The sequence below is a fragment of the Actibacterium sp. 188UL27-1 genome (assembly GCF_016901225.1).
Classification (GTDB): Bacteria; Pseudomonadota; Alphaproteobacteria; order Rhodobacterales; family Rhodobacteraceae; genus 188UL27-1.
This window is the reverse complement of the sequence record NZ_JAFEUL010000039.1, coordinates 1-6695: the sequence shown is the minus strand read 5'-3', so window position 1 is coordinate 6695 and position 6695 is coordinate 1. Positions and strand designations below refer to the sequence as shown.

General features: G+C 55.7%; 7 protein-coding genes. 4 read left to right on the top strand and 3 right to left on the bottom strand.

Annotated features, from left to right (window positions below; all coding sequences use genetic code 11):
- A partial coding sequence (locus tag IU397_RS22930; protein ID WP_204417946.1) for a hypothetical protein occupies positions 1 to 229 on the top strand: 229 nt, incomplete at its 5' end.
- A 135-nt stretch (positions 230 to 364) separates the two neighbouring features.
- On the opposite strand, the gene IU397_RS22925 is transcribed toward IU397_RS22930, so the two are convergent.
- Genes IU397_RS22925 through IU397_RS22915 form a run of 3 tightly spaced genes read right to left on the bottom strand, consistent with a single transcriptional unit; the run spans position 365 to position 3402 of the window.
- Positions 365 to 1876 carry a tripartite tricarboxylate transporter permease gene (locus IU397_RS22925; RefSeq protein WP_204417945.1) on the bottom strand — a complete coding sequence of 504 codons (1512 nt, stop codon included), beginning with the start codon at positions 1874 to 1876 and terminating at the stop codon, positions 365 to 367.
- A 1-nt stretch (position 1877) separates the two neighbouring features.
- Positions 1878 to 2360, bottom strand: coding sequence for a tripartite tricarboxylate transporter TctB family protein (locus IU397_RS22920; protein WP_204417944.1), 483 nt, complete (start codon positions 2358 to 2360; stop codon positions 1878 to 1880).
- Between the two features lie 58 nt (positions 2361 to 2418).
- Positions 2419 to 3402: a tripartite tricarboxylate transporter substrate binding protein gene (locus tag IU397_RS22915; protein WP_204417943.1), complete on the bottom strand. Its 984-nt coding sequence runs from the start codon at positions 3400 to 3402 to the stop codon at positions 2419 to 2421.
- 107 nt (positions 3403 to 3509) lie between these two features.
- Here IU397_RS22915 and IU397_RS22910 point away from each other — a divergent pair, with 107 nt between their 5' ends.
- From IU397_RS22910 to IU397_RS22900, 3 genes are all read left to right on the top strand, one after another.
- The gene (locus IU397_RS22910; RefSeq protein WP_204417941.1) at positions 3510 to 4178 is read left to right on the top strand and encodes a response regulator transcription factor; all 669 of its coding nucleotides are present in this window, start codon (positions 3510 to 3512) and stop codon (positions 4176 to 4178) included.
- Positions 4171 to 5520: a sensor histidine kinase gene (locus IU397_RS22905; RefSeq protein WP_204417939.1), complete on the top strand. Its 1350-nt coding sequence runs from the start codon at positions 4171 to 4173 to the stop codon at positions 5518 to 5520. The genes IU397_RS22910 and IU397_RS22905 overlap by 8 nt, the downstream gene beginning before the upstream one ends.
- 113 nt (positions 5521 to 5633) lie before the next feature.
- Positions 5634 to 6506, top strand: a complete 873-nt coding sequence (locus IU397_RS22900; RefSeq protein WP_370541765.1) for an ABC transporter substrate-binding protein — start codon at positions 5634 to 5636, stop codon at positions 6504 to 6506.
- Positions 6507 to 6695 lie beyond the last annotated feature (189 nt).

The window sequence follows — 6695 nt, the reverse complement described above, 5'->3', positions numbered from 1 at the left end:
GCAGGTTCGCCCGTGCTTCATGGGAAACCTTCCACTGGACGCTTTTCTGACCCTCACACCCTTGTCGCCCTTCAAAGCCGCCAACGCGACTTTCGCCTTGAATGCAGGGCTGTGGTTCCGTCTCGGTCGTCTTGCCATCTTCACTTCGTCGTCCCGGCACGCTGCCGGATCACGAGCGGAAAATCCACCTAACTCATCTGTTCAGATTTCTCAGGCAACCTCTCGCTGACAGCAGCCACAAACTTTAGACGAAGCCAATGTTGAATGAAATGCAATGAACATCTACCTGCACTATTCTGCATGGGCATGTTCAATGTTTCAATCGTCCGGAAACAAGACTAGGCACTGTCCAGAAGGATGATGCTCATTCGCCATCTGCAACTCCCTTGATCCGAGCCTTCGCTCGCCTCGCGCGGTAGCTTGGCAGCACAACCAAAATTGCAGCAATAGCCAGGAGCGCTAGTGTCATCGGACGTTCCCAGATGAAAGCAATGCCATCATAGAGTTGCATGGAGCGGGCGAAATTGTCTTCCATCATACCGCCCAGAATGAAGCCAATCAGCAGTGGGGCGAGCGGGTAGTCCGCAAACTTCAACGCCGTGGCGCAGACGCCGAAGCCGACCAGCAGCAGTAGTTCTGTTGCGTTGTTTTGTCCAATATAGGCACCCATCAGCGTGAAAAACAGAATGAAGGGGATGAGGTAGTTGCGCGGCACTGCGAGCACTTTGGCGATGTAGGGGATCAGTGGAAGATTCAGGATCAAAAGCACCAGGTTGCCGATGAACATCGACATGATGACAGCCCAGAAAATCTGAGGTTCGTCCAGCATCAGGCGGGGCCCCGGCGTGACGTTCAAAGCGATGAGCGCGCCTAAGAGGATGGCTGTTGTGCCCGAGCCGGGTATGCCAAGCGTGAGAAGCGGCACGAATGAACCTGTGCAGGCGGCGTTGTTGGCGGATTCCGGGGCAGCAAGGCCCTTGATCGATCCCTTGCCGAAATCCTCCTGCTCGTCCTTCGGTGCGATATTACGTTCGACTGCGTAGCCAAGGAAACTGGCGATCGTCGCGCCTGCCCCTGGCAGAACCCCGATGAAGAATCCTTGCAATGACTGGCGCCCGATAACTGGCGCAATCGCCTTGGCTTCAGCACGCGAGATGCGCAGGTCTTTGATCTCGCCGTCGCCGCCCTGGAGGTTTTTCGGCTTAAGCACCAGAAACAAGGCTTCTGGCAGAGCGAACATGGCCATGGCGAGTGTGATGAAACCAAACCCCGATTGCAGGTCCATGATCCCCATTGTGAAACGCGGTAGGTTGAACAGCGCCCCCTCGCCAACGGTGGCCATAATCAGCCCGAGGATGGTCATGATCATGGCTTTGGCGACTTGTCCCGTGCCCGCGAAAGCCGCGATGGCCGACAGGCCCACGACCATTAAGGCGAAATACTCGGCGGAATGGAACAGAAGCGCAACCGAGGACAACGCTGGCGCAAAGATCATGAGAAGCAGCGCGCCTATGGTGCCGCCAGCAAAGCTTGCGATGGCGGCGATGGTCAGCGCCTTGCCCGCTTTGCCCTGTCGCGCCATTGGATAGCCATCAAAACTTGAGGCAACAGTGCCCGCGACACCTGGTGCGTTCAACAGGATCGACGACGTCGAGCCCCCAAAAATGGCGCCGTAGTAAACGCCCGCCAACAGGATCAGTGCAGTTGATGGATCGCCCATGGAAATTGCGACAGGGATCATAATTGCAATGATCGACATCGGCCCAAGCCCTGGCAGCATTCCAATGAATGTGCCGATCAAGCAGCCCGCGATCACCATCAGCAAGTTTTGGATGGAGAGGGCCGTGTTGAGACCGATTAGAAGTCCTTCAAGCATGTCAGCCTCCCAGAAAGCCCGGCAGCGGGCGCATGTAGATACCGAGAACTTCCTGCACGAGATACCAGACAGACACCGTGGCGATCAGTGCAACAGGCAGCATGATCTGCCACTTTCGCTCGCCCAGAATGAACGAGCCAAGGATCAGAAATGCCGATGTCGAGATGAGAAACCCCAAGGAACGTAGGCAAAGCGCGTAGGCCACCATCAATCCCAAAAGCAACAGCGCCTGTCCCAGATGGTATTCGGTCAGGCGGCGGTAATCGATGTCGGCTTCTTTGGGTTCTGCCTTTTCGAAGCCGAATAGAATGATAAGGGTCGCGAAGATTCCGAGGATCGACAGCACTTTCGGAAATGTGCTGGGCCAGATGGGGTTTCGCTTGATAAAGGGGGCAAGGTTGCCATCCATCGTGAACCATGCCGCATAGCCGTATGCTAGGCAAACGCCCAGCAAAATCAGCGCTATCCACCGATCTAAAGCCATGTTTCTCCCTCCCGAAATTGGTTGGATCAGAGCGGGCCCCGCTCTGACCCCTATGTGATCAAAGGAAGCCGAGCTTCTTCATCAGGTCGCCGATGACCTTTTCCTGCGCCTCAAGGAAGGTCAGGAAATCGTCACCCGAGTTGTGGATATTGACCCAACCGTTGCGCGCACGCACGGCTTCCCATTCGGGGGTTTCGTACATCTTGCCAATGGCATCCTGGTACATGGCCACTTTGTCTTCGGGCAAGCCTGGTGCACCGAAGAACCCACGCCAATTGACGAAAGTGGTGTCGATGCCCTGTTCCTTCATTGTCATGGCATCAGGCGCAGCGTCGATACGCTCGTCCGCTGTCATGCCGATGATTTTCACTTCACCGGCACTTGCCAAATCAACAGCTTCTGAAAATCCGGTCGACAGAGCTGCTATTTCGCCGGACAGCAGCGCTGCCATGGCTTTACCACCTGCGTCGTAAGGAATGTACTTCACGTCAAGCGCATCCTTGCCCGCCGCTTCCATCACCATAGCGGCAACCAGATGATCCATGCCGCCAGGAACCGAGCCGCCGCCGATGGCCGTAGCGCTTGGATCGGCATCAAAAGCCACAAGCAGATCCTCCATCGAGTTGATCGCGCTATCCTTGCCAACAACCATCGCTGCATAGTCACCGATAGTTCCCGAAACCAGCGTTAGGTCACGGAAGTTGTGCGGGAATACACCTGTAAGCGAGCGGATCACGATGGGGGTCGAATTGACCATCAACGTGCCATGATTGCTGTCGGCGTTCTCGATCAAGAAACCGATGGCTTTGCCGCCGCCGCCGCCCGACATGTTTTCGTAAGACGCTGTGCCAACGAGACCCGCACCCGTCAGCGCTTCGCCCGTACCACGTGCCGTGCCGTCCCAACCACCGCCGGCACCGCCGGGGATCAGAAAGTGAATGCTGTCCAGAACCTGATGGTCATTAGCGGCCGCAGGGCCCGCCAGACCAAATGCGGCAACAGCCGCAAGAAGGGCCCAACGGCCCAGTTTGAAATTCGACATAATGTCCTCCCATTTGACAACTGTCCGCTCCACGGATCAGTTGATGCAGGAGAAATCACGCCAACCTGACACAGACCTGTCACGAGAAAAAATCGCCGCGAGATCCAATGAAGTTCCTTCTGGTTGAAGACAATCAAGACCTTGCCAACGCAATCGCTTCGCGCATGCGGCTGGATGGGCATGTCATTGATCACGCAGAGAAATTAGAAGATGCGTCAGCCTTTGTCGCGACCGGGGAATACGATCTGATCCTCTTGGATATTATGCTGCCGGATGGCGATGGCCGCACGTTTCTGGAACAGCATCGCGCCAGTGATCTGAATACGCCGGTGATCATTCTGACCGCTCGCAGTCAGGTGTCGGATCGAATCGGGTCGCTCGATCTGGGTGCCGACGACTATGTCACGAAACCCTTTGACCACGCCGAGCTCGAAGCTCGTTGCCGCGCCGTCCTGCGTCGCAATTCCGGCAACGCTAGGACAACAATCGAGGTCGGGGGCGTCGTATTCGACCCCCTCGCAGGCCACCTGACAGTCGGGGGTGAAGCCGTCAAAATGCGGAATCGAGAGTTGCGCCTTCTTGAACTGTTCCTTAACGCTCCTGGGAAGATTTTTTCCAAAAGCAAGCTGGCTGATCGACTGTTTTCCTATGACGAGGATGTCTCGGAAAACGCGATAGAAGTATATATAGGACGCCTTCGAAAACACTTGTCAGCCTCGGAGGCGAAGATCACGACCTTACGCGGTCTAGGCTATCGGCTGGACATCGATGGATAGCGTTGCCGTATCAGGATCGCTCAGGAACCGGTTGGTGCTAACCTTGATCAGCGGCGCTGCCGTTCTGGCATTGCTCTTGTTCTTCGCCGTTCGCAACTTTGCGGTGCAAGTGGCGCAACAAGGGCAGGACAACATTCTCGACGCATCAGCCACGTCGATGCTCGACGCTGCCACAATCCGGGATGGCGTGATTGAGCTAGACCTTCCGTACTCGGCCTTTTCGATGCTCACCACCTCTGCGGACGACCGCGTGTTCTATGCAATCCTACAGGACGGTGAATTCCTGTCTGGCTATGAGGAGCTAAAATTTTCAGACAGTCCGACCTTTCAAACCGATCTGATACGCGGCTCGGGTGTTCGAAAAATCAGCGCAAGCCGCACTTTGATCGGAGTAAACCGCCGCGCTGAACTTCAGATCGTTCTTGCCCAAACCCAAGACGCTCTTTCCAAAACGCTTGACCAGATTTCACGCAATGCAGCCCTGTTGGGGCTCGGTTTTTTCGCGCTAGCGGTGGCTTTGTCTTTTTGGGCTTCGTCGGCGACCATCGGCCAACTTGGCAAGCTGACGACGTCGGTCACGCGGAGGGGACCACAAGATTTGAGCCCATTCACCAAGCCGGTCCCTCGGGAGATGGGCCCCTTGGTCGGTTCACTGAACTCCCTGATGGGACGGCTCGACCAATCGTTAAGCCAGTCGGAAGACTTCATCGCAGAGGCTGCGCATCGGGTTCGAACTCCGCTGGCGACCGTTCGATCCTATGCCGAAGCCACGCTGCAGCGTGTCGAAAAGGAAGAAAACCGCGAGGCTATGCGATCCATGGTGAAAGCTATCGATGAAAGCTCGCGGGCGGCTGGCCAGTTGCTGGATCATGCAATGATCACTTTCCGGGCAGACCATCTGGTGCGCGAAAAGATCGACCTAGTCGATCTGGTGAACGACCTGGTTCAGCGGATGACACCGATTGCGGAAATGAAAGACCTTTCGCTGTTGTTGCGGGGTGATCCACGCGTTCCTTATTCAGGCGATCCTGTCCTGATCCAGAATGCCGTGCGCAACCTGATCGACAATGCGATGAAGTATGGGCCCGCAGAAAGCTCTATCGAGATCACTGTTTCCGCAAGCCCCACATTGCACATTTCGGTTTGCGATCAAGGTTCCGGCTTTCCGATGGACGAAATCGAAACACTGACAAGCCGCTTTAAGCGTGGGGCAAATGCAGCGGATACAATTGGGTCGGGTCTGGGTCTGACGATTGCACAGGATGTCGCCATGGCCCATGGCGGTAAGATCCAACTGGAAAACCAGCCGGAGGGCGGCGCGTGCGTAGCTTTATCGCTATAGTTCTGGTCTGCGTGTGTCACGCTGGATGGGCACAGGATTGGGAAGACCGGCGGGTCTTCAAAGATGCAAAAGCAACAACGACGCTGCGCATCATCTCTAGTACGGATACAGACTTGTTTGCACCGCTGATCGAGGCATTCGTTGGCCAAAACTCGGATATCGCCATCGAGTATCTGGTCACCGGTACGGCAGATATCGACCGACGAATTCGGAAAGCGCCCGACGCTTTCGACATTTCGGTCTCCAGCGCAATGGACTTGCAGTTCAAACTTACAAATGACGGATACGCCCTGGAGTTGGAAAGCGTTTCGCATCCCGCTTGGGCACAATGGCGCCAAAGCCTGTTCGCATTCACATCCGAACCAGCCGCAATTGTCATCAACCGTGCAGCTTTCGCAGGCCAGCCCATCCCGCGTTCACGCCAAGAGTTGATAGAGGCGATGCGTGCGCGCCCGGACGTGTTTCGGGGTCGCATCGGCACCTATGACGTTCGCCAATCCGGCCTGGGCTATTTGTTTGCCACCCAGGACTCGCGGTCGTCCGAGACCTTCTGGCGGCTGATGGAGGTGATGGGCGGGCTTGATGCCCGGCTGTACTGCTGCTCGGGCGAGATGATCGACGATCTCACCAACGGAACCATTGTGGTCGCGTACAATGTGCTTGGCAGCTATGCGGAGGCGCGCGCCGAAAGCCAGACTATCCTTGAAACCGTACTGCCCTCGGACTTTCCGACAACGATGATGCGTACAGCACTGGTCTCAAAGGAAACGGATGAACCGGCAGCCGCACAGCGCTTCATTCAGTTTCTCGTCACATATCAATCCAATCTAACAGATGACGCACGTACGCTGCCACCACTCCACGATAGAGTGAATGGCACCGAAAACGCCACGATTGCCTTGGAACCAGCCCTGATGACATTTCTTGATACTCTGAAGCGCACCAAGTTTCTTTCAGAATGGGAAGACGCACTCGTTCAAAATTAGTGCCGGTGAGCGCTTTTTGATGTTATCGTTTCCGAACATAAGTAGATTTCGCAGCATTGGTCGAATGTAGCCGCAAAGCTAAAATGTCACCCATGAGCAATTCAGGAATGTCACTCTGCCCTCAAAAATCATTGATGGTGAGCGGACATGGGATGGGTGGTTATGAGCGAGCGCGAGTTGAACCGCGTG